Origin of the sequence: Siphonobacter sp. BAB-5405 (assembly GCF_002872335.1) — a bacterium.
In the GTDB taxonomy this organism is placed as follows: domain Bacteria; phylum Bacteroidota; class Bacteroidia; order Cytophagales; family Spirosomataceae; genus Siphonobacter.
Genome location: NZ_NJAG01000002.1, coordinates 337,707 through 359,099 on the forward strand (window position 1 = coordinate 337,707; position 21,393 = coordinate 359,099).

The window sequence follows — 21,393 nt, forward strand, 5'->3', positions numbered from 1 at the left end:
CAACAATACCAGTCCCATCTCCGGTTGGAAGATGAATAGAGATGCCTAGTGGTAAAGGATAAATTGGTTTTAGAGATTAATGGGTAATCTGTTAGGAGAAACTATTTGATAGAGGTTATAGGTGGATAATTTTCATAGTATGGCCTCCTTGCCGCGGTTCAAGGATCATAGGGAAGATTCAATTTTTCATTGCCATAATACAATAGCAAATCTATTAAAGTTTTTTAAAGCGTCAACAAGACACTTAAAAAAATTAGACGTTAATTCGTAAAAATTTTAATCGGTATCAGGCATGCCCGTACGAACCTTAGATTCCAGCTAATGAGACCACTTTTTCATTTTTCAGGGTTGAGTTATCTGGGCTCGGCTGGAGTAGTGATCTGTACTATTTTATTGAATAATGATACTAAAATCTGACGTATAAAGCAGGGAGGTATACCCGTTTGACGATCTTGGAACAGCAGTAAAAGCTATTTCTTCGGACCATCAGCCGCTCATTCCCATACCAGCCAACAAGAAGGGTTAACCGTGGTTAGCCTGTACGAAACAGCCAACCTGATATCCCTTCGTCTTAACCTGAGCTTTCGATGAATTATGCGGTACAGACCTCTAGTGACTTTATCCCCTGTATCCGCGTTTGGGCCAATACGTCAGCGGCTTCCCTTTTCCGGGTTAGTAGCGAAAAAAATCCGCTCCGTGGGGCAGGAAATGGACTGGTTCGAGTAAGGATGGGTTGCGAAAACGCGGGACCCTATACGGCATATACGATTCATCGACCCGAATTAGGGTAGTACGGTGAGCGTTGGCGTTGTTAGTTCCAAAACCGAAAAGTTTTGTCTAGCGAAGTGAGCCTCTACACTTCAGTCGTGGCACCAAGTCTTTTAGATTGAAATTCATAAACGTTAAACCATATGCAACGCGTCTTTAAACCCCTGGCTCTGGCGGCCTGGATGGCAGCTAGCCTCACCAGCTTTGCTCAGACTAATGGTGGTAAAAACCCGATTTCCCAACCCCTCGTATCGCACATCTATACGGCAGATCCTTCCGCTCACGTCTTCAACGGAAAAATTTATATTTATCCTTCGCACGATATTGACGCGGAAAACGTCAAGAGAGACGACGACGGCGGGCACTTTGCCATGCGGGATTACCATGTGCTATCCATGGATAAAATCGGAGGTCCCGTCAAAGACCACGGCGTTGCTCTGGATCTTAAAGACGTTCCCTGGGCGGGCCGTCAGCTTTGGGCTCCGGATGTAGCCTATAAAAACGGTACGTATTACCTCTATTTCCCGGCGAAAGACAAACAGGATATTTTCCGCATCGGTGTGGCAACCAGCAAAAGTCCCACGGGTCCGTTCAAGGCTGAACCGGAGCCGATTAAGGGTACATACAGCATTGATCCGACGGTTTTTCAGGATACGGATGGGCAGGCGTATCTGTACTTCGGAGGCATCTGGGGTGGTCAGTTACAACGCTGGGATGCCAACAAATATCATCCGGACGGAGCCCTGAAGAAACCGGAAGAAGTAGCGTACCTCCCCCGCGTTGTTCGTCTGAATCAGGATATGAAGACACTCGCCGAGCCCGTTCGGGAGGTTCAGCTGCTGGACAAAAACGGAAAACCATTCCTGGAAAAAGATAGCGATAAACGCTTTTTCGAAGGGGCCTGGTTGCATCGGTACCAGGGCAAGTACTACTTCTCCTACTCCACCGGCGATACGCATAACCTGTGTTACGCCATCAGTGATAGTCCGTATGGCCCTTTCACGTACCAGGGGATTATACTGAAACCCGTACTGGGCTGGACGACTCACCATTCCATCGTGGAAGTAAATAAAAAATGGTACCTGTTCTACCACGACGTACAGCTCTCCGGCAAAACGCACCTTCGCAACGTGAAAGTGACGGAGCTGAAGTATAATCCGGACGGAACGATCCAAACCATTGATGCGTACAAGTAAAGTTTTCGTGTGTACAGACTATTAATTGGCAGTTCACCTCTAAATCCTGTTAAATTATGCGTAAACGCTCACTGCTAGTCCTGCTACTGACGACGGCTTTGGTAGCTCCGGAAAAGGGTTTAAAAGATTACTATAAAGATTATTTCCCGATTGGGGTGGCCGTTAACCCCCGCATGGTTCAGCCGGGACCCGAAGCCGATCTGATCAAAGCCCAGTTTAACAGCATGACGCCGGAAAATGCCATGAAAATGGGCCCCATTCACCCGGAAGAAAATCGCTACAACTGGGCCGATGCCGATGCGATTGCGGACTTTGCTCAGCAAAACAATATCAAACTACGCGGTCATACGCTCTGCTGGCATAACCAGACGCCCCGCTGGCTCTTTACCGATGCCGAAGGAAAAACCGTTAGTCGCGAGGTATTGCTGGCCCGACTCAAGCGGCATATTACCGATGTCATGGGCCGGTACAAAGGGAAGATTTACGCCTGGGATGTAGTCAATGAAGCCGTTCCGGATACGGGGACAAGCCTGTATCGGAAATCGAAGTTTTATGAGATCATCGGCGAAGACTACATCGAAAAAGCCTTCGAATACGCCCACGAAGCCGACCCTACCGCTCAGCTCTTCTACAATGATTACAACACCGAAAATGCCAGCAAACGGGAGCGTATTTACCAGATTCTGAAAAAACTAACGGATAAAAAAATCCCTATTCACGGTGTGGGTTTGCAGGGCCACTGGTCGATTTACGAACCGACGGCTCAGGAGCTTCAGGCGTCTATTGACAAGTTTGCCGGTCTGGGCCTGAAAGTGCAGATTACCGAACTGGACCTGTCGGTGTACCCCAAAGAACACGAACGCCGCCAGCGGCGGGAAACGGACAAAAGCGAGTTCACCGAGACCATGCGTGAAAAGCAGGTGGCTCAGTACAAAATGATTTTTGACGTATTCCGGAAAAATCGGGATAAGCTGACGGGGATTACCTTCTGGAATCTATCGGATCGCTACTCCTGGCTGGACAATTTTCCCGTTCCCGGTCGAAAAGACTATCCGCTACTCTTCGATGAAAAGGGCCAACCCAAGAAAGCCTACGAAGGAGTCGTGAAGTTTTAGGTTTTCTTACCTCCACCATACCCCGAAAAAGGCTGCATCCCGTGGCCTTTTTCACCTAATACCTAAACATCCGATGCGAAAAATTCCTTTCCTTTTTTTTGTTCTACTCAGTGTAGTGGCTTCCGCTCAGGTTCGCCTGCCTAAGTTCATTAGTGATGGTATGGTCCTCCAGCGAGATACGCCATTGAAGATTTGGGGCTGGGCCAAACCCGGCGAAAAAGTAACCGTACGCTTCAAAAACAAGACCTACAAAGCGACGACCCCAAGCGATGGAAAATGGCAGGTTACCTTACCCGCCCTACCCGCTGGCGGTCCTTTTCAGATGGAGATTGCCGGCAGTAACCGGATTAGCATTCAGGATATTCTGTTGGGAGACGTCTGGTTTTGCAGCGGTCAGAGTAACATGGTACATCAGCTGAACATTCACGATGTCACCTATGCGGAGGAAATCAGAACGGCCAACTACCCCAAAATCCGGCAGTTCTGGGTGCCCACGCTATCCAACCTGCAAAGCCCTCAGGCCGAGTTACCGCAGGGCCAGTGGAAAGCCGCCGTGGGTGAAGATGTGCGGCCCTTTTCGGCGGTCGCCTATTTTTTCGCAAAAACGCTGTATCAACGGTATAAAGTCCCCATCGGCATCATCAACGCCAGCGTGGGTGGCACACCCATCGAAGCCTGGATGAGTGAGGAAGGCCTTCGAAACTTTCCCGATGCAATCGCGACGCTGCAAAAAAATAAAGACACGGCCTACGTACAAAGTCTGAGGCGGAGAGTTACGGTCCCCAAAGTCCCAATCGATGCCGGTATGGAAGCCACGCCAAAGTGGTACGAAACCAATGATCCCTCCAAGGGCTGGCGATCTATCAACGTACCCGGCTACTGGGAAGACCAGGGAATTAGGGATCTAAACGGTGTTGTCTGGTACCGCCGGGAACTGGAAATCCCAGCATCAATGGCGGGGAAAGCCGCCAAGGTTTTTCTGGGTCGGATTGTGGATGCGGATGAACTCTACATCAACGGAACCCTCATTGGCAAAACAACCTATCAGTACCCGCAGCGACGCTATCCCGTTCCCGCGAACGTACTGAAGGCAGGAAAAAACAGTATCGTAGTTCGGGTGACGAATACGGCGGGAAAAGGCGGTTTCGTGCCGGACAAACCCTACTGCCTTTTCGCCGGAACCGATACGGTAGATTTGAAAGGAACCTGGCAGTATAAAGTTGGTTCCGTGTTTAAACCCCTGCCTCGGGGCGAGTTTCAGGCGGGCCTAAATCCCAATAATCAGCCGGCGGCTTTGTTTAATGCCATGGTAGCTCCCATTCTTCCGTACGCAATCAAGGGTTTTTGCTGGTATCAGGGAGAAACCAATGCCGGACAATCGCAGCTGTATGCCCAACTGTTGCCCGCCCTGATTCAGGACTGGCGGCGGCTCTGGCAGCAGGAATCCCTGCCCTTTTTGTACGTACAGCTACCCGGGTACATGGATTACCAATATTTACCCGCCGAGAGTAACTGGGCCTCCATGCGAGAGGCTCAGCTGAAAACGCTTTCGGTACCCCATACGGCGATGGCGGTGGCGATTGACTTGGGGGAATGGAATGACATTCACCCCGATAACAAAAAAGACGTGGGCGAACGACTGGCCCAAACGGCCCTGAACCTGGTTTACCACGAGAATATTGTTGCTTCCGGACCGCTATTTCAGTCGGCTACGATACAGGGCAATAAAATAAACCTCAGCTTTACGAATGTCGGCAGTGGATTACAGGCCATCGATGGCGAGCCTCTGGGTGACTTCGCCATTGCGGGCAGTGATAAGAAATTTGTCTGGGCCCAGGCCCGGATTGAGGGCGACAAAGTAGTCGTCTGGAGTGATGAAGTGCCTAATCCCCAGTACGTGCGTTACGCCTGGGCGGACAATCCAGTTCATGCGAATCTTTACAACAAAGAAGGCTTACCCGCCTCTCCGTTCCGAACGGACCAGTAAGGCGGATGATGAACAAAAAAATCCACCCAGGCGGGTGGATTTTTTTATTTCCCCTGTTTAACGCCAGCCTATCAGCCGTCGAAAACAGAGATTTGCGGGGTTAGATGGGCAGCACTTTATTTAAATAGCAAGGGCACAAACGAGTATAGATCATGCCGCCAGACGGGCCAGGTATGCCCACCGGGGTATTCGCTATACTGATACTTGATTCCCATTTCATCGAATTTCTGTCGCATGATTTTGCAGTTCTGGAACGCAATGTCTTCGGGTCCACCCATCGAAATCCAGAGCTGTTTCAGGTTGGCATTGATGGTCGAAGCATTGGTTTTCATGAACGCGTACTGCGGATCGGTGAGCGTTGGGTTATTGGCAAACCAACCCGAGCTGAATACACCCAGATACGAAAAGAGATTGGTGTTTTTCACGCCCGCGTACAGGGTTTGCAGACCACCCATCGACAAGCCCGCCAGGGCCCGGTTGCCCGCTTCCGTCTTCACGCGGTAGTTACTTTCCACCAGGGGAATTACGGCCTGTTTCAACTCACTTTCGAAGGCTTTCAGTACGTTTTCGTTGAAACCCGCCAGTCCGCCGCCCATACTCACGTTTCCATCCAGCATAACCACCAGCATGGGCTTGGCCTGCTGATCGGCAATCAGATTATCCAGAATCAAATCCGTTTTGCCCTGAGTGGCCCAGCCGCGTTCATCTTCCCCACCGCCGTGCAAGAGGTACAGAACCGGATATTTCTCGCTGGTATTTTTGTCGTAGCCCGGAGGAGCGTACACGTACACCCGACGCCAGCTGTTCGTCACGGGTGAAAAGTACCGTTTCATGCGAATATCTCCGTGTGGTACATCTTTCATGGCAAAGTAGCTGCCGTCCGGGTCCGGAATTTCAATGCCACTCGCCATCCGACTCATCCCATAAAACGACTCGCTGGCTGGATCAGCTACGGCCATTCCATCAATCAGCAGGGAATAGTAGTGAAAACCCCGGCTTACGGAATCCGTCGTGACCGTCCAGAATCCGCTGGTATCTTTCACCATGTCGTACTTCTTACCCAGGTCTACCTGTACTTTCTGAGCCTCGGGTGCTTTTACCCGAAACACCACCCGATTATCCGGTAAAATCTGCGGATACGAGGCGTTGCGAATATTGGTAGTCGCCGATGTACCCAGCACCGTGTACTTGGAAAGAGAAGCGACATCAACTGGCTTGAAAAGAAATTGAGAAAACATGTACAGCCCGTTTTTCCAGACTTTAAAATCGTGTACGCCCGGTTCGACGTAGTACACGTGTGGTACCTTTTTCTCGTAGAGATAGTCGTGCGTGCGTTTGCTGAAGGTAATCAGGTTGTCCTTGTCACCGCAGGAAATCCAGAGCAGTTTCAGCTTCTTTTTAGCTTCCTCGGGATTGGGTACCAGTTCTTCCGGCTTTCTGGTATTGGGAGCCGAAGAGAAGCCGCCGACCCAGGCGAATTTATCAAGATTGCCCAGACCGAAGTTTAAGGACTGTCCGCCGCCCATCGAAAGACCCGCAATGGCCCGATGTTCGCGGTCCTTCAAGGCGGGGTATTTTTTCTCGACAAACGGAATCAGATCGTTCAACAGGTCCTTTTCGAAGGTACTGAACGCTTCTACTTTTTCCTTGTCAAAAATATTGCCAATCGGACGGTCATCCTTCATGGCCCGCCCATTGGGCATGACGACGATCATGGGTTCGAGTTTGTTTTCGGCGTACAGGTTATCCAGAATGACCTGAGGTTTGCCGCCGTTCAGCCACTCTTTCTCATCGCCGCCGATCCCGTGTAACAGGTACAGGACGGGATACTTCTTGTTCTTGGCGTATCCGGGCGGCGTGTACACCAGAGCTTTCCGTTTGACGCCCACCGTTTTTGAATCGTAGCTTACGGTATCGAGTTTCCCGTGGGCGATGTCGGAGCGGGAAACATCAAAACCTTTGGGGGCTTCTTTTACCGTGGGCTGAGCCAGGGCAGTCCCCCAGGTTACGACCCATACGGTACTGAGGAATAGGGATTTAAGGTTCATGCGTTATAGATCGTTTAATTAGGTCGTTTGAACAGATGGAGTTTCGTGCCGTAAGCATGGCCAATAGCTTATCTTTATGCCATAAGCTTCACTCTATAAGAGCGTTATTCACCTAGACGGGGTTTGATTCTCCTTACTAGCTGGCTAGTAGCCCTTGAGCCTCTCCGTAACTGCCTAGCTTAGCTCAGGCCTACCGCATTGCCCGCGAGGCAGGTTACTCCGTTGCTCAAGGGCGGGAGAGGTTTTCATTTTCTGACGGTAATTATTGGTTAGTTGTTGGAATACAACAGAAAGACGACATGGACGACTTAAATCCAGGCCCCGTCCTATCGCGAAAAACCGCCTTTTTCATCCGCAATGCGGTGGCCCAGTGCAGGATGAAAAGAGCGGCGGGCGTGCCGGCATGGAATGCATATGGACTAAATAACCAGCCGTGCTTGTGGGACGAAATACTGACACTGTGATACTAGTTATTGGTTCTTGGAAAATCTTTATAAACAATGCCTATGGACTAAATGACCAGTCGTCTCAGCGGGACGAAAACTCTTCCTGTTACTAGAATCCTTCGCAAAACTAGTGGCTTTGCGAAGGATCAGTGGATTACTTAAAGAGCAGCGGAGCTAGTTCATGCAAGCTCCGTCGCCAGGTCTGGAATTCGTGTCCGGTATCAGCCGAGACGTAGGAAACGGCGTTGTATCCCGCCTTTTTCAAGTCTTCGGCGGCTTTTTTCACGGCTTCGGGCCGTTCCTTGCTGCCGCAACTGATGAAGAGTAACTTCGCTTTGGGTTGATCCTTTAATTCTTCCGGCGTATATAATCCACCGCTTAAAAGTCCGTAATAGCCAAACACCTCCGGCTTGTTGAGGGTAATGGTATGCGTTTCCATGCCGCCCATTGATAGTCCGGCCATCGCCCGATTGGAACGGTTGGCCATCGTACGAAAATGGGAATCGACGTACGGAATCAACTCATCGACGAGTACCGTCTGGAAGGGCTCGATCTTGAAATTACGCATCCCTCCCATCCGCACTTCATTCGTCATGCCGTAGGTCATTACAATGATGAAGGGCTTGATTTTGCCTTCGGCAATCAGATTATCCATGATCAGATTGGCGTGGCCCTGATTACTCCAGGCGGTTTCGTCTTCCCCCCAGCCGTGCTGTAGATACAGTACCGGGTATTTTTTGGACGATTCTTTTTCGTACCCCGGCGGCGTGTAGACAAAAGCCCGACGCGAGGTGTTCGTACTCTTGGATGGAAACAGTACCTGCTGCACGTGGCCGTGCGGCACGTCCTTCAGGGCGTAGAAGTCCTGGTCATGAGCGGGAATTTCGATGCCGCTTTCCCAGCGTACGGAGCCGTAGTAGTTCTTCGCCCCCGGATCATTGAATTTTCCTCCGTCAATGTTCACATTGTAGTAGTGGAACCCTTCATCCATGGGCCCACCCGTCGTACCCACCCAAAACCCGTCGTCACTCCTGGAGAGTAGCGTTCCTCCTTTTCCACCCAAGCCTAAACTTACTCGTACACTATCCGCCTGAGGAGCCTTGATGCGGAAACGGGCATATCCCTGCGAATTGACCTGCGGGTATTCCTGACCGGGTTGATTTAAAGTGGAGGGTTTAAAATCCTCCGTTACCGTCGTTTGTGAAAAGCTGGCGGTCTGGGCCAGTGCGTAGGCCAACACGACCGCGATTGTGTTCCGAATCATAGCTTTGTTTTTAGAGGTTATTAAGGTTTATACAAAAAACTTCCCTGGCTACCTGGTTCCGTATCAGAAACAAGGGAGGATTTATTTAAACAGTTGGGGTAAGGTTTGAGCGAGATACAACTTACAGTTCATCCAGGTATGGCCACCCGGAACGATGAGGGGCGTCAGATTCAGCTTCTTGCTTTGGAACATGGCAATATTCTGTTTGACGGGTTCATACAGAAAGTCATCCGTACCCACGCTAATGGTAAACAGTTTCAATTGTTTGTTCATCTGCTCCGCATTCGGCGACCAGTTGGTGAAGTTTTTCGCAAACTCTTCCGTGGCCGTGTACGGGGCATAGGAACACACGTACGCGAACTTGTCGGGGTTCGTCAGCCCGATGTTGAGGGTTTGGCCGCCCCCCACCGAAAAGCCCGCCACCGCCCGGTTTTTGCTGTCTTTGTGAACGGGGTAATTCGCTTCCACGAATGGAATAATATCGTTGACCAGGTCTTTGGTAAAATCAGCCATGGGGCTGGGCCGGACGTTCCCGTAGGGCATGACAATCACCATGGGTTTTGCTTTACCCTGGGCAATCAGGTTATCAGCAATCCAGTGAGCCCGTCCCACTTTCGTCCAGGTTTCTTCGGTGTCGGAACCGCCGTGAATCAGGTAAAGGACCGGGTACTTCGTTTTACCGTTGGGGTCGAAACCCGGTGGCGTATAAATCAATACGTTACGCGTTCGACCGAGCGTCGCCGACGGATAGTAGCGATAGCTAATTTTGCCGTGGGGTACCTTTTGTAAGGAATGAATCAGCGGCTGATCGCCCGGTACATCGACGATGCTTCGTTTAAAGCGTTCATTGGCAAAGATGTAGGTATTGCTGGGGTCGGCAATCTGAACGCTGTCTACCGAAAAGCTATAGGGATACACGTCAGGCTTCACCGCGGGTACGGTTACACTCCAGATGCCGGCCGTATCCCTGGTCATCGCTACGGGAGCTGCCAGGAATTCACCATTTAACGTAACTTTTTTAGCATTCCGGGAGAAATAGCGAAACGTGATGCGATGATCGGGATGTACGTCGGGAGAACTAATAGCGGGCGGACGCTGAGCCATTCCGGCCAAACTTGATCCCAGCAGTACGAACAGAAGATAGATGACTTTTTTCATAGCGGTGAGCTGCGTCTATTGAAAGAGTAAGGGAGCGGTTTCCGCCAAATATTTTTTGACATTCATCCAGGTGTGTCCCCCGTCCGTAATCCGGCTTTTGAAGTTCACGTTTTTCGTCTTCAAATACTCCATGAATTCGAGAGTGCCTTTGTAGAGAAAATCGTCACTTCCGACGCTTACCCAGAGTAATTTCAGTTGCTTGTTGGTTTGGGCTGGATTACCGGCAATGGTCCGGTAGCTCCGCTCCATTTCAGTAGGCGAGAGGTACGAACTGTAGGCACATACCCAGGCAAAGGTGTCCATGTGACCAAAGGCGGCCCGGAGGGTTTGTCCCCCACCCCGTGAGAAGCCACCGATGGCCCGGTTTTCACGATTGGCCAGCGTACGATAATTTTTCTCGATGTAGGGAATGATGTTCTGGATCAGATCGTCGCCAAAGGCATTCGCCCGGTTCACGGCGTCGGCTTCGTCGCGTACCACGGGATCGGCGGGTTTGGCCCCGCCCTTCTGTTCCGCTACCCGAGCGGCGATGTTGCCGTAGGGCATCACGATGATCATCGGTTTGGTTTTTCCCTCGGCCAGCAGGTTATCCAGAATCAGATTCGTCCGACCCACTTTGTAGAAAGTTTCCTCCGTATCCGTGGTGCCGCTGATGAGGTAGTATACCGGATATTTTTTAGCAGGATTCTGATCGTATCCCGGTGGTGTATACACGACCAGCGAGCCCGTTGTCCCTTCGACTGAAGGATAATATTCGTACGACACTGTTCCATGCGGTACGTCTTTCAAGGCATGAATCAGCGGTGTATCGCCCGGTACATCAATCAGACTGGCTTTGAAACGCTCGTTCGGAAAAAACGCCACGTTCGCCGGGTCCATAACGGTTACGCCATCGACCTGAAAGCTGTACGGGTAGATGTCAGGCTTAATTGGACCCACCGTCACGCTCCAGATGCCCTGTTCATTTTTCGTCAGGGGGACGGCCGACTTTTCAAACTGTCCACTCAGCTTTACCTCCCGGGCCGTTGGAGCCAGATACCGAAACGTAACCGTGTGATCCGCATGAACCTCGGGCGATACCACCAGCGGTCCCCTCGGTGGCTGGGCCTGGGCAAACCCTATCAGGCTGGGCAGCAATCCGCTGAACAGCCATCGGTTCAGACGGGGTTTGAGGTAATGGTTTTTCATGGATTAAAGGGGTTTAGAGTAAAGAGAGTTTGCAGCTTTATTACAAAAAGCTTGGTTCTTTTGATCTGTTGAAACCTCGTTATTCACCTAGACGGGGTTTGGTCCTTTTTACTGACCGACTAGTAGCCCCTGAGCCTTCTAGGTTGGACCTCTCCACGCCTAACCATTCCATGGGGGCCATCCCATGGCGGCGATAGTCCGCTTCAGCCCAACGCGTTGCAGCTATCGTAGGTCGTTCAGTTACCCCATGGAATGGCTCAGAGGCGGGAGAGGTTTTCTTCTTATGGCAGTTGATCAATATTTGACTAATTGTCAGAATTTGGTGGTTGTTAAAGTTCAATCAATACTCTTCATGGACGGCATAAACCCAATCCCCGTCCTATCGCATTCCATACGGACTAAATAACCAGCCATGCCTATGGAACGAAAATATCAACTGTTTACAAACAACTGATTATCAAAATTTAACATAGAGCTAATAACATCATTATTCCTTCAGCTCATACCCCTGCAATGACAGCATCCGCACGGCGTAACGCTTACCCAATTCTCGGATGCTTTGGGAAGTAAAGTGGAGTTTATCCGGAACCGCCGGGAGGCCCGCCGAGGAAATGACGTAGGCATTCGGAATCGTTTGGGGTAGCGTCGCGATGATGGCATTCATACTGGCACATTTTCCACCCTGATCCTGGCTGACCACTTCGCCCGCGAGTAAGGGTACTGAATCCGGGGCCAGACCCAGATCTTTTAATAAGTCAGCGTATACTTTCTGAACTTTACCCGGCCAGGCTTCATCACCCGTATTGGACTCTCCCTGATGGAGCAAAATGCCTTTGATTACACCCTGTTTCTGGGCTAGTCGGGCCATGGTCAGCAGTCGTTCGTAGGGGTTGCCGCCGTACGCATTCGCCATATTGATCATCCAGGGTCTTTCAGCGGCCGAAGAATCCAGATACGCCCGATACTGAACTTTATCAAAAATCTCGATTTTACTACCACCCACCGCTACCGGTACGACACCCACCCGTATCGAGTCAGGTAAATGGGCGATCAGCGTACGGCCAAAATAGTCGGCCGGTGACAGGCGGGTATTACACCGAAACAGGGGTGGTTTAGCCGGGTACCATTGGCCCTGGCTTCGTCCCAGCTGCGGGCAATCCACCGCGGCCAGTACCTGAAACCGACTACTGACTGTGCTATCCTGAGCCTCGATCGCCGCGGGGCCTTCCATGTTCGACTGCCCCAGGCAGAGGTAAATATGAAAGTTAGGGTCCTGGGCAAACGCGTGTTCACGACCAAGCCAGGCGAAGAGCAACAACCCAAGGATACGGATCATTTTCATAGATTTAGGGGCAATTGAAAGGGTTGAAGGTTGAACCGGCAAAGGAAGACATACCCTCCAGCGTTTTTAAAGGCACGATTTAATGGTAGGAGAAACTTCTCTCTATTTCACTCAAACCCAGCGATAAAGCCTATCCAACCCACTTTATTTTTTGGCTTACGCCTTTCTATGTTGCTTGAAATAAAAGGCTTTGGAGCAGGGTCTGCTATTTCAATCATGAAGGGTCGCTTCTACGGTTGAGTGAGCGTATCACTGATGTGGAAGTAATCGAAATCAGCGTAGCCACCCGTCTGTTGCGTGGCGTAATTGAACAGGCCAAACCGGTAACCCATAAAATGCGGAATGGTATACGGCATTTTAAGCGACTCTCCGATACGCGTCCAGGTTTTGTTGTCGAGGCTGTAGAAGAAGTTTGCCGTGTCCTTCCGATCCCGGAAATTACATTCAGCCTTCAGGTATACCATCTTCTGAGGTAGCGGAATAGTTTGAAGCTCTGTCGGTTTTCCTTCCTTCATTTTAACCATCACTACGGAAGATTTTCCCTGGATAATTTTGACTCCTACCAGACCATACTCCTTTTGCAACAGGCCTAAACCAGCAAAATCACCCTCCTTCATTTGAGAAACATACAGGGCCGTCGTACCAGCTGATTCCGGTCCGATGGTCCGTTGGGTGAGGGTATTGCGGGCCTGCGTAAAGGACGTGTCGATTCGTCCGGTTTTCAGTCGTAAAAACCCTTTGCGTTCGCTGAGTGACCAGAGCTTCGGTTCGGGATTATGATTCCACTGCCAGACCAGTGGCAAGGTCGGTTCACCCTTTTTACGATTGAATTCGTCGGAGGCAACGATACCCGGAATCAGTCCTTTGCTCGCGGGCAAAGCCAGCTTTTCGGGCACTTTGCCGTTCTCTCCCAACACGGGCCAGCCATTTTCCCATTGTACCGGCACCAGGTACGGAATCCGACCCACGCCGCCAAAATCCCGGAACAGATAAGCGTACCATTTTCCGTCGGGCGTATCGATCAAACCTCCCTGAGCCACGCCCAAATCCTGCAAGCCGACTTTGCCTTCCCAGGGGCCCGTAATTTTATCCGCCCGGTGAATCACTACCGTACGCATGCTTCCCTTGGGCCAGGTGATGTTGAAGAGGTAGTATTTCCCATTTACCTTGAATAACTGCGAACCTTCGGCGGGCAGTCCTCCACCCGTACCGGAGGGTGCACTGGCATTTTCAATGATTACCTGCTCGGTAGTACCCGGCTTTACCCCGGAAAGGTCCGCCGAAAGTTCGATCAGCTTCAGTTTGCCGCCGCCGTAAATCATATAGACCCGACCGTCATCGTCGAAAAACAGACTGTGATCGTGGTACGACGGTTTGAACGAGACCTCTTTCCAGGGACCTTTTTCAATATTCTGGGTGGAATAAATATAGGTTTTACCCGTCGTCTGAGCGAACGTCGTGACGTAGTACGTACCCTTGTGGTACCGCAGGCTACTGGCCCAGGAACCCCGGCCGTACGTACTCTTGCCGTTCGTCAGATTGAGTTCATCCATTTCCCCCAATCGATCATACGCGTAGCTCACCAGTTGCCAGTTGATTAAATCCTTGGACTTCATCAGGGGTAGGCCCGGACTCATGTGCATGGTGGTACTGCTCATGTAATACGTATCCCCTACCCGAATCATGGAAAGATCCGGTACATCGGCGAAGATGACCGGATTATGGGCCTGGGCGAACAAAAGCTGACCTGAGCAAAGCAAAAACAGTAGTATAAAGCTTCTTAGCATGTGTATCGGGTAGAGGTTAGGTAATGAAAGGACCTACAGAAAGCCCTAAATGGGCTCAGGAATAGGTTACATCGCCCAGGCGACCTACCTATTCCTGCATTTTCCAACTCACTTTATTTATACATTGGATCCTTTCCTTCGTACTTCAAATAACGGAACGAAGCGGTATTGGAACTACTTTCACCGGAAGACGTAGCGTACATGCCGTACACGCAGCCAATGAAACCTCCCGCTACCTTGGTACTCAGGAACTTTCCGTCCATCTCATCTTTCAGCACTTGCCAGTTTTTACCGTCCGTCGTATACGAGAAACTGTAGGAATCGCCCTGCGAAGCAATGCGAAGGTTCACTTTTTCAGCCGTGGTATTCAGCGGGGCTTCCGTTACTAATTCCATCGATTTTTCGCGAGGTACACTTTTGAAAAGCTGAATAACCGGTTTTCCGTCTTTCTGGCCTTTGCTCAGGAAATAGAAATGATGCTCATCCTGCAGGACTACCAGTCCTGCTTTTTCGTGCTCTGCTTTGGGGCTGAAGTTTAGTTCGGTTTCAGCCGTGCTGTGCAGGTGTTGCTGACGTTTTCCAACGAAAGACGGATTACCCATTTCCATGCAGGTTTCGGGTTTCAGCTTCAGCGTCAGGCCCTGCTTTTTGGAAAGCGTATACGAGCCGGGATCTACCGTTCGCATGAATAATAACGAAGGGTCCAGCGATTTTTCAAAGGTCATCGTATACCCAAAGTTACCTGACTGAGGCAGCAGATCTTTCGGCTTGCTTTCGGCGTAGTTGACCGGATAGGAATACTGAATTTCCTTATGATCGGGGTTGATGATTGGCCAGTCTTCCTTCCATTCTACGGGGGCAATGAAAGTTTCACGACCAGTATTGTAGAAATCACCCTCGTAAGGCCGAACGGCTAAAAAGATGGAATACGTCTTTCCATCGGGACCTTCCACAAACTGAGCGTGGCCAGCGGAAGTAACGGGGTTTTTCCGGTCTTCGGGTAAGCCTTTCTGCGTCAGGATGGGATTGTGCTCGTAGGGTACGTAAGGCCCCCAGACGGATTTACTCCGGAACACTACTTCGGAGTGGTTCACCGACGTGCCACCTTCGGCCGCATACAGGTAATACCAGTTGTTTCGCTTCAGAATATGCGGCCCTTCAATCCATACGGGCTTTTTGCTGATATCTACCCCGCCGTTGACCAGCTGTTTTTCCTCACCTACTACTTTCAGATTCTGGTAATCAAATTCGTACATCCGAATGGTGCGGTGACCGGAATACTGGGGTTTGTTGTCGGGAGCGTCGCTGTTGTAGAGAATATAGGCCTTGTCGTTGTCATCGAAATACAGCGAAGGGTCGATGCCCCGAACCTGCGGAATCCGGACCGGATTACTCCAGGGTCCTGCCGGATTTTTAGCCGTTACGACAAAGTTACCGTCGTGATCAATGTCCGTACAGGTCACGTAATACGTGCCCTTGTGATAGCTGATGGCCGGAGCAAACAGGCCGCGGGTTAACCGTTCGCCCATGAAATCCATTTGGGAGGGGCGGTCAATGACATTGCCAATCTGCTTCCAGTTTTTTAAGTCTTTACTATGAAAAACGGGAATGCCGGGAAAGTAGGAAAACGTAGAATTAATGAGGTAATAATCTTTATCCACCTGCACAATACTCGGATCCGGATAGAAACCCGATAGAATGGGATTGACTAAAGTAGTTTTCTGAGCTATTCCAGAATTCAGGCCCCAAAGGCAGAAAAAAAGAATGGACAGGATAGGTTTTCTCATGTTTCTGTAAGATCGATCCAATGATGTGTTAAGGTTCCTTTGTACTGGTACTATTCCGTAACTCTCCAGCATTCATTTGTAGCGGTCAGCGGAAAAAGCACCGGCTTCAAATGTAGCCTTAAGTAGAAAAAGCGGTAGGATAAAAATCTTCAAAAAAGGAGAAAAAATGTTTAATTAATTAAATACCACCCCCTTCCAAAGGGTGTTTTTTTTACATTATTTCTATATTTTTTTACATTTATGCTACCTTTTGGCTTCTTCTGCCCTCTAGTTTTGTTAAAGAATTTCAGCTCCTCTAAACGAGCGTAAGGCTTTTCAAAACGGCGATAAACCCGAAATTTTTAGCGTATCTACCCCACCTTGCAGGTACCTGACTGCACTCCTAATCCTATACCATTACTTCACAAAAGTTTCATTAAATGCTATGGATAAACCTGTAACATTCCGAGAACATCCGATCCGATGGATGATGATTCCGCCCGTCGTTTGTTTGCTCTTACACATGCATACGACCAGTGCAGCACCCGACTATGCCAGGTATGCTCCCGTTCATGACAGAAGTCGATTGAAGACGAACATGGATCGGGTCATAACCGGGAGTATTAAAGATGAACAGGGCCAGGCCGTTCCGGGCGTGAGTTTGTCCATTAAAGGCACAACGCAGGGTACGGTCACGGACGAACAGGGCCAGTTTCGGTTGACGATCCCCAATGACAACACGACGCTGGTCGTCACGCACGTGGGGTATGCCAGTCAGGAATTTGTCGTGGGTACGCGATCGACGGTTGAGATCGTTTTGAAAAATGACCAGCGAGTCCTGAGCGAGGTCGTTGTGGTGGGTTATGGTACGCAACGCCGGGGAGCCATCACCGGAGCCGTTTCATCGGTTACCTCCAAAGCCCTCAATGAGTTACCGGTGGCGGGAATCGATCAGGCCTTGCAGGGACGGGTCGCGGGCTTAAACGTGACTAACAACGGATCGCCGGGGAGTGCTCCTATCGTTACCATTCGTGGGATTAGCTCCATTAGTTTTGCTTCCGATCCGCTGTACGTAGTGGACGGTTTTCCCACGGCGATTTCCAACATCGACCCCCGCGACATTCAGTCGGCTGAAGTGCTGAAAGACGCCAGCTCCGCCGCCATTTACGGTTCCAGAGCAACCAATGGCGTCATTCTGATCACGACAAAAAAAGGTTCTTTGCAGGATCGTTTGCGGGTTTCCTTTGATGCTTATTTCGGGGTTCAGAGTCCCACCCGGGAATTCAATCTGCTCAACACGCAGCAATACACGCAGTACGAAAGAGCCCTGAATGGTGCGGGCAGTTCATTGCCGCCCCGTCTAGAATCGGCTAATTTCAATCTTCCGATTTACGAAGGTGCTACGCAGACCTTTGCCCAGACCAATACCAACTGGCAACGGGAGTATTTCAGAAGAAACCAGCCGCTTCAGCAGTACAACGTCTCCCTGAGTGGCGGCAATGGGGCTTCGCGTTTTTATACAGGAGCGGGTTATTTTGATCAGCAGGGTATTGCTCAGGGCCTTAATTTCAAGCGTTTCAACTATCGTTTGAATTCGGAGCATATCCTAAGCAAGATCTTTACGTTCGGCGAAAATCTGTACATCAGTCAATCCAAACAGCGTTTCGACGTTTCGCAGGGAAACCGTACGCCCATTGTAAACCTCATCCGGATGCAGCCCTATCTGCCCGTGTATAACCCCAACAACCTGGGTGGATTCATGGGGCCGCAGAATAGCTTCGACGCCTCCGATCCGGTCAATCCCGTGGAGCGGGCTTTCCTCGTTGAAAACATCAACAATACGACCCGCATTCTGGGGACGGCGTACGTAAAAGTGAACATTGCCCCCTGGCTCCGATTCACGTCTACGTACGGTCTGGATTATTCAAATGCCTACATCACGAACTATACACCCATCCACAACGATGGCGGTACTTCCATTGCGGCAACGGCAAGTATCCAGAATCAGCGGCTGTTGACGAATACGCAACTATTCACCCAGCAGTTAACCTTCGAGAAGTCGTTCGAAGGCCATAACCTCGGGGCCACGGTTGTCTACGAAACCCAGAGTCAGAATGTGCGGAATGAAACCGCCAGCGGTACCCAGAGCACGAACGTGGTCCGTACGCTCAACGGGGCCAACAACGTGACCGCCAACAGCATTTATGAAACCAACTACATCCGCTCCATGGTGGGTCGGGTGACGTATGACTACAACGAGCGTTACATACTGGCGGCTTCACTTCGTCGGGATGGTCTGTCCGTATTTGCTCCGGGTAAGAAGTTCGAAAACTTTCCGGCCTTCTCTGCCGGCTGGCGAATCGACCGGGAAAACTTCATGAAAGAGGTACGTGGTATCTCGGAACTGAAACTCCGGGGCGGTTACGGAATCACCGGCATCAATGGCGTGCTGCTGGGTAACTATCCGTATCTGCAACCCATCCAGCGGAATCAGGCCACTTATCCGTTCAACGGTACGGTCATTAACGGCAACGGTTCATTCTATAATGGTCTGAGCAATCCGAATCTGGCCTGGGAGAAAACCAAGCAAGCCAACGTCGGTTTGGATATGGGCTTCCTGGAAAATCGCTTAAGCATTGTCGCGGAATATTTCCAGCGGAAAACGGACAACCTGATTCTGACCGTTCCTACGCCAACCAGCTTTGGTTTTGGCGGGGCCGGAACCCTGGCCAACGTAGCGGCCATGGAGAACAACGGGGTCGAACTTCAGGTGGGTTATCGGAAAACACGGGGCGATTTTACCTGGAATGTAACGGGTTTAGTAAGCGTCATCCGGAATCAGGTGGTACGGCTGAATAACGAGAATGCCTCCATTACCGCCGGGGGTGATGCCGACTTTGGTGGTGGTGGTCCTTTAACGAATACCGTAGCAGGTAAAGCCGTACAGTCATTCTACGGGTACGTCGTGGAAGGTATTTTTCAGAATGAAGCCGAAGTTACTTCACACGCGACACAAAGCGGAGCTGCTCCCGGGGATTTGAAGTTCAAAGATCTGGATGGCAACGGCGTAATTAATGACGATGACCGCACGTTCATTGGTAGTTTCCTGCCGAAATTCAGTTACTCGCTCAACTACGCGGCTAACTACAAAAACTTCGATTTCACGGTCTTCTTCCAGGGTGTACAGGGTAATAAAATCTTTAACGCCGCCCGGATTATTCGCGAAGGGATGCCTCGCCTGTTCAACGCCGATGTGGCCGTCCTGAACGCTTGGACGCCCACGAATACCAATACGGATATGCCACGAGCCGTCAACGGGGATCCGAATCAGAACGTACGCCCCTCGACCCGCTGGATTGAAGACGGCTCGTATTTACGGTTTAAAAATGTCATGATTGGCTACAATGCCCCCGAATCCTGGACGAAACGTACCGGTGCTCTGGGCCTCAGCCGATTGCGTCTTTACCTCTCCGCTCAAAACCTGTTTACTATTACCAAGTACTCTGGTCTGGACCCGGAAATCGGCTCGAAGAACGGAACACTGACGAATGGTGTGGATTACGGTCAGTATCCCACGCCCCGATCATTTCAAGCAGGAATCCAGGCCACTTTTTAATGTATACTTGTATGAAACTATCTAAGCGAAGCATTCGGACGGCGTGTGTACTGGCGATGCTGCCCATTCTCTACTCCTGTAATGACAATACGCTGAATACCATCAACGAAAACGTGGTATCCACGACCGATTATTTCAAAAATAGTGATGAACTTCTGGCGGGCACCAATTCCATTTACGCCACGGTGCGTAACATTTCGCTGGTGGCCCGGGAATGGTTTTTCCTGCATGACCTGCGAAGCGATGAGGTGGCAGCCGGCGGAAGTCAGCTGGAAGTACCCCGTTTTCAGATTCTGAGCGGTAATACGGACCCCACCAACAGCGTCATGAACTCGGTCTGGAATGGCTTATACACAGTCATTCACCGGGCTAATACCGTGATCGAAAACGGCCCTAATGTGACGGATAATGTGGCCGTACGCGACCGGGCGGTGGCCGAAGCCAAATTCCTGCGGGCCTGGGCTTATTTTGAACTGGTAACTTTCTGGGGAGGCGTACCGCTGTACACGTCACCCGTTAAGTCCCCTTCCGACTATCAGCCCCGGGCGGAGGTGAATGCGATTTATACCCTGATCATCGAAGATTTGCGTCAGGCGGCCGGTGCCTTACCCGGTAAAGCGGCTACGGATAAAGGACGAGCCACCAATGGTGCTGCCCATGCGTTGCTGGGCCGGGTGCTGATGCAGCGAAATGATTATGCCGGAGCCAAGGAAGCCTTGCTTAAAGTCACTACCTCCGGTGCGTATACGTTAACGGATCGCTACCTGGACAATTTTGAAGAGGAGACGGAATTTAATGCCGAGTCCATTTTCGAAGTTGCCTACGTCGATAAGGGGGATAATGATTTTAACTGGGGCGGCAACGATACCCCCAACTCCGCTCAATCGACCATTCGTAACCAGGAGTACAATCCGGTAGCGTGGCGAAACCTGATTCCCTCGGACAAGCTGCTGAATGAATTCGAAAACACGGCCACCGGAGCCGCCAAAACCGACCCCCGATTCAATTTCAGTTTCTACCAAACCGGTGATCGTTACAACAATGATGCGGATGTACTGACGGATGCGGATCAGAACGGTAATTCATCGGTAGTCAATGGTGTTCGCAAGAAAGTCAGCATCCGGAAGTTTATGATTTTGTACAAGGAAGGCAAATCCCGGGCTAGTTACCACCCCGGCGGTAATAATCAGCGGATTATCCGCTATGCCGAAGTACTGATCAACCTGGCCGAATGCGAAGCCGAGCTGGGGAATCTTACGGCGGCCGTTGGCTACCTCAATCAGGTTAGAGCCCGCAAAAGTGTAGCGATGCCCGCGTATCCGACGAGCCAATATCCCACCAGCACTAAAGCTCAGGTGATCAAAGCCGTCATGCACGAGAAAATGGTTGAACTTTCCGTGGAATGTATGCGTAGCATCGATATTCTCCGCTGGCGACCCAAGGGTTATTTCACGCAGGAACCATTCTCCTATTTCCGGGCGGGTCGGGATGAATTACTGCCCATTCCGGTCGCGGAGTTAGATAATAACCCTTTAGTCAACGGTAAGCAAAATCCGGGTTATTAGGTAACTCTGCGTTCCTTCCGGTTTCATCCGGAAGCAAACACTTGTTTTCGGAAGATGAAAAAAGGGCATGAGTGGCGAATGTGCCACTCATGCCCTTTCGCTTTAATCCAGGCAATCAGGTGTCGCTTTTAAACGATCGAATCTCAG

The 21,393-nt window shown here is 50.6% G+C and carries 13 protein-coding genes; 6 read left to right on the forward strand and 7 right to left on the reverse strand.

What is annotated here, in order from left to right; all coding sequences use genetic code 11:
- Positions 1-587: 587 nt before the first annotated feature.
- The 4 genes from BWI97_RS27335 (at position 588) to BWI97_RS02500 (ending at position 5,066) form a co-directional block, all read left to right on the forward strand.
- Positions 588-791 (forward strand): hypothetical protein, encoded by a 204-nt coding sequence (locus BWI97_RS27335; protein WP_146010853.1) that lies wholly within the window; start codon positions 588-590, stop codon positions 789-791.
- A gap of 159 nt (positions 792-950) precedes the next feature.
- Positions 951-1,964 (forward strand): glycoside hydrolase family 43 protein, encoded by a 1,014-nt coding sequence (locus BWI97_RS02490; RefSeq protein WP_233207736.1) that lies wholly within the window; start codon positions 951-953, stop codon positions 1,962-1,964.
- Positions 1,965-2,020: 56 nt separating this feature from the next.
- The gene (locus BWI97_RS02495; protein ID WP_102199899.1) at positions 2,021-3,079 is read left to right on the forward strand and encodes an endo-1,4-beta-xylanase; all 1,059 of its coding nucleotides are present in this window, start codon (positions 2,021-2,023) and stop codon (positions 3,077-3,079) included.
- A gap of 73 nt (positions 3,080-3,152) precedes the next feature.
- Complete coding sequence (locus tag BWI97_RS02500) at positions 3,153-5,066, forward strand: sialate O-acetylesterase (RefSeq protein WP_102199900.1); 1,914 nt, start codon at positions 3,153-3,155, stop codon at positions 5,064-5,066.
- 116 nt (positions 5,067-5,182) lie between these two features.
- Here the strand turns inward: BWI97_RS02500 and BWI97_RS02505 are convergent, their stop codons facing one another.
- The 7 genes from BWI97_RS02505 to BWI97_RS02535 form a co-directional block, all read right to left on the reverse strand.
- Positions 5,183-7,114 (reverse strand): alpha/beta hydrolase-fold protein, encoded by a 1,932-nt coding sequence (locus tag BWI97_RS02505; protein ID WP_102199901.1) that lies wholly within the window; start codon positions 7,112-7,114, stop codon positions 5,183-5,185.
- Positions 7,115-7,714: 600 nt separating this feature from the next.
- Positions 7,715-8,824, reverse strand: a complete 1,110-nt coding sequence (locus BWI97_RS02510; protein WP_102199902.1) for an alpha/beta hydrolase-fold protein — start codon at positions 8,822-8,824, stop codon at positions 7,715-7,717.
- Positions 8,825-8,905: 81 nt separating this feature from the next.
- Entirely contained in the window at positions 8,906-9,982 is a 1,077-nt protein-coding gene (locus BWI97_RS02515; RefSeq protein WP_102199903.1) for an esterase family protein, read from the reverse strand.
- A gap of 15 nt (positions 9,983-9,997) precedes the next feature.
- Entirely contained in the window at positions 9,998-11,170 is a 1,173-nt protein-coding gene (locus tag BWI97_RS02520) for an esterase (protein ID WP_102199904.1), read from the reverse strand.
- Between the two features lie 487 nt (positions 11,171-11,657).
- A complete protein-coding gene (locus BWI97_RS02525; RefSeq protein ID WP_102199905.1) occupies positions 11,658-12,512 on the reverse strand; it encodes a sialate O-acetylesterase in 855 nt (284 codons plus the stop codon).
- 230 nt (positions 12,513-12,742) lie between these two features.
- Positions 12,743-14,299 (reverse strand): glycoside hydrolase 43 family protein, encoded by a 1,557-nt coding sequence (locus BWI97_RS02530; RefSeq protein WP_102199906.1) that lies wholly within the window; start codon positions 14,297-14,299, stop codon positions 12,743-12,745.
- 113 nt (positions 14,300-14,412) lie between these two features.
- Complete coding sequence (locus BWI97_RS02535; RefSeq protein WP_102199907.1) at positions 14,413-16,086, reverse strand: glycoside hydrolase family 43 protein; 1,674 nt, start codon at positions 16,084-16,086, stop codon at positions 14,413-14,415.
- A 424-nt stretch (positions 16,087-16,510) separates the two neighbouring features.
- On the opposite strand from BWI97_RS02535, the gene BWI97_RS02540 reads away from it, so the two are divergent.
- Both BWI97_RS02540 and BWI97_RS02545 read left to right on the forward strand, forming a co-directional pair.
- Positions 16,511-19,681: a TonB-dependent receptor gene (locus BWI97_RS02540; protein WP_102199908.1), complete on the forward strand. Its 3,171-nt coding sequence runs from the start codon at positions 16,511-16,513 to the stop codon at positions 19,679-19,681.
- Positions 19,682-19,692: 11 nt separating this feature from the next.
- Positions 19,693-21,246 carry a RagB/SusD family nutrient uptake outer membrane protein gene (locus BWI97_RS02545; RefSeq protein ID WP_102199909.1) on the forward strand — a complete coding sequence of 518 codons (1,554 nt, stop codon included), beginning with the start codon at positions 19,693-19,695 and terminating at the stop codon, positions 21,244-21,246.
- Positions 21,247-21,393: the final 147 nt, after the last annotated feature.